Source organism: Pseudoalteromonas sp. SR45-4 (genome assembly GCF_014163535.1).
Taxonomy (GTDB): Bacteria; Pseudomonadota; Gammaproteobacteria; order Enterobacterales; family Alteromonadaceae; genus Pseudoalteromonas; species Pseudoalteromonas nigrifaciens.
The window spans coordinates 1-2,355 of the sequence record NZ_JACJDO010000084.1 but is presented as its reverse complement, the minus strand read 5'-3'; the positions used below and the strand labels follow the sequence as shown (position 1 = coordinate 2,355).

At 45.1% G+C, this 2,355-nt stretch carries 3 protein-coding genes; all 3 read right to left on the bottom strand.

What is annotated here, in order from left to right; all coding sequences use genetic code 11:
- Positions 1 to 22: 22 nt before the first annotated feature.
- The 3 genes from tnpC to H5058_RS18010 all read right to left on the bottom strand — a co-directional run bounded on the left by tnpC (position 23) and on the right by H5058_RS18010 (position 2,273).
- Positions 23 to 1,504: an IS66 family transposase gene (tnpC, locus tag H5058_RS18020; protein ID WP_008467384.1), complete on the bottom strand. Its 1,482-nt coding sequence runs from the start codon at positions 1,502 to 1,504 to the stop codon at positions 23 to 25.
- An 80-nt stretch (positions 1,505 to 1,584) separates the two neighbouring features.
- Positions 1,585 to 1,935: an IS66 family insertion sequence element accessory protein TnpB gene (gene tnpB, locus H5058_RS18015; RefSeq protein WP_010554756.1), complete on the bottom strand. Its 351-nt coding sequence runs from the start codon at positions 1,933 to 1,935 to the stop codon at positions 1,585 to 1,587.
- Positions 1,932 to 2,273: a hypothetical protein gene (locus tag H5058_RS18010; RefSeq protein WP_008467385.1), complete on the bottom strand. Its 342-nt coding sequence runs from the start codon at positions 2,271 to 2,273 to the stop codon at positions 1,932 to 1,934. Before H5058_RS18010 ends, tnpB begins: the two co-directional genes overlap by 4 nt.
- Positions 2,274 to 2,355 lie beyond the last annotated feature (82 nt).

The window sequence follows — 2,355 nt, the reverse complement described above, 5'->3', positions numbered from 1 at the left end:
GTGAGCGTCTAGCGAACTACACCTATGTTTTAAAATTCCAGGGTAACAAGCTGTCGATATCGGGCTCAGGCTGGCACAGTTCATCAAGGCAAGCACAGATGTAATTAAATGGGATTAGACCATTTATCTTGGCGGTTTCCACAATGCTGTAAAGGGTGGCACTAGCATGGGCACCGTTAGCCGTTTGGCTAAATAACCAATTCTTTCGGCCTATCACAAACGGTTTTACCGCGCGTTCTGCTCTATTATTATCGATGCTAAGTCGGCCATCATCAACATAGCGTATGAGCTTGTGCCATTGATTTGCCAGGTAATTAGCTGCCTCTATCAGTTTGCTGTTCCCCACTAAATTTGGCTGATCCTGCTCAAGCCATATTTTTAGCTTGCTAAGAATAGGCAGGCTAACCTCTTGTCTTGCCGTATATTTGTCATCCACACTTTTATCTTTGATGCGTGACTCAACGCCGTACAGTTTTTGGATAAGGCTCAATACCACATCCACTTTGCCGGTTTTGTTTTTACCTTGTAGCTTTTTCGCGTCGATAAATTTACGACGAGCATGCGCCCAGCAGCCGATTAAGGTTGCCTCTGTTCTGGCATAGGCTTGATAGCCATCCACGTGCAAGTACCCTTGATATCCATCAAGATAATTGACCACGCAGGCGGCCGCGCGACTATTGTGGAAGTCGTAAAGTACGATATTAGGGATAGGATTATTCGGGTCTGGTGAATCTCGACCCGAGCAATACACCCACATGTAACTGTTTACTTTGTCCGATTTCACCACCTTTAATGGCGTTTCATCGGCAAACAGCGTGGGTTGCCTTAACAGCTCGGCTTTAAGCCGTTCAACTAATGGCGCGAAGAGTGTGGCTGATTTGTCTATCCAGCTGCTCATGGTCTGTCGACTGAGTTCAATACCGTATTGCTTAAACATCGCTTCCTGGCGATACAGCGGTAACCCGTATTGGTATTTACTGGTGATAAGCTGACTGAGCAAACTGCTGGTTGCAATGCCTTTGTTGATGGGCATGGCAGGCATTGAGGCTTGTTTAATCTGTGTCTGAGTTGAGGATTTATCACAGTGACGGCAGGCGTATTTAGGCCTAATATGCTCAATCACTTTGATTTTAGCGGGTATGAACTCAAGCTTTTCTGACTTATCTTCACCCATTCTATGTAGCTCACCGCCACAGCAATCACAGGTTTTGTCGATGATGTCGTGAATAACTTGCTCACGAGGTAAGTCTTTTGGCAGTGGCTTACGCACCGGCTTTTTACGGGTATAGCTAATGGATTGTTGCTCTGCCTCAACTTCCTCAACAATTTCTTCCACTTCATTGAATAACTCGCCTTGCCCGGCAAAGCCTTCAGCACTTTTGCCGAATTGTTTTTGTTGGGCCAAGCTCCAGCGCTCTTCCAATGCCGCAATCTGGGCATCCTTCTGCGCTAACAGTTTTTCAAGTTCAGCAATGCGCTGTTTAAGGGCGAGTTCATTTTTCATGACGCCTATTTTAAGGCATCATCAAAGGCTTTGCAGTGCTAACTGAACTCACTTTGATGATCATCAATCGATCGCAAATATTAAAGCATTTGCTTACCTGCGACATCAATTTTACTGTGTCCAATCACATCATAACCCGATAATAACCAGTGTAATTGCTGCTCGCTTAAGGTCATGGTGGGTGACATGAGTTTGGGCCATTTGAACTTATGCTTATCTAATCGCTTATACCACAGTGCAAAACCGGTGTTATCCCAGTAAAGCAGTTTGAGTTTGTCACGGCCTTTATTACAAAACACAAATAGCGCACCACTGAGCACGGGTAGTTCAAGCTCTGCTTCCACCAACGCCGCCAGACCATTAATTGATTTTCGAAAATCAACGGCATCGGCACATAAATAGACGGTGGGTACATCAACGAACATCCTCATACCGTTAGCCCTTTAATAATGGCAACGATATCGGCCGTCGCTAAATCGATAGGAAACGTGAGTTGGCCGGTTAGCGTATCAAACTGCAGCGTATTTTGACGAGTTTGCGCGCAGACTTCAGTAGTTTGTTTTACCTGGACAAAACGTGATGATGTAAGGCACTGCGTGTGCACTGGCAAGGTGGAATTAGGCTGGTCTTTTGCCAGTAAAGCACGTTGTTTATAATAAGTCGTAATAGCGACATTATGGTGTTGGCAGAATTCAATATTAGTACCACTAAACGTACTGCGTTTCAGCAAAAGCTGCTGCCACTGTGCGCTTGTTCTGTAAGTTTTCATCACCTGCTCCGAATTTATCATTGAGCAGGTATTTTTAGATAATCAGAACATCGATGCTAGGTGTGGTTCGCTAGACGCTTAC

What these genes read in the sequence shown, in the direction of transcription:
- tnpC (WP_008467384.1), bottom strand. Translation starts at nt 1,504, where the DNA reads ATGAAAAATGAACTCGCCCTTAAACAGCGCATTGCTGAACTTGAAAAA.
- tnpB (WP_010554756.1), bottom strand. Translation starts at nt 1,935, where the DNA reads ATGAGGATGTTCGTTGATGTACCCACCGTCTATTTATGTGCCGATGCC.
- H5058_RS18010 (WP_008467385.1), bottom strand. Translation starts at nt 2,273, where the DNA reads ATGAAAACTTACAGAACAAGCGCACAGTGGCAGCAGCTTTTGCTGAAA.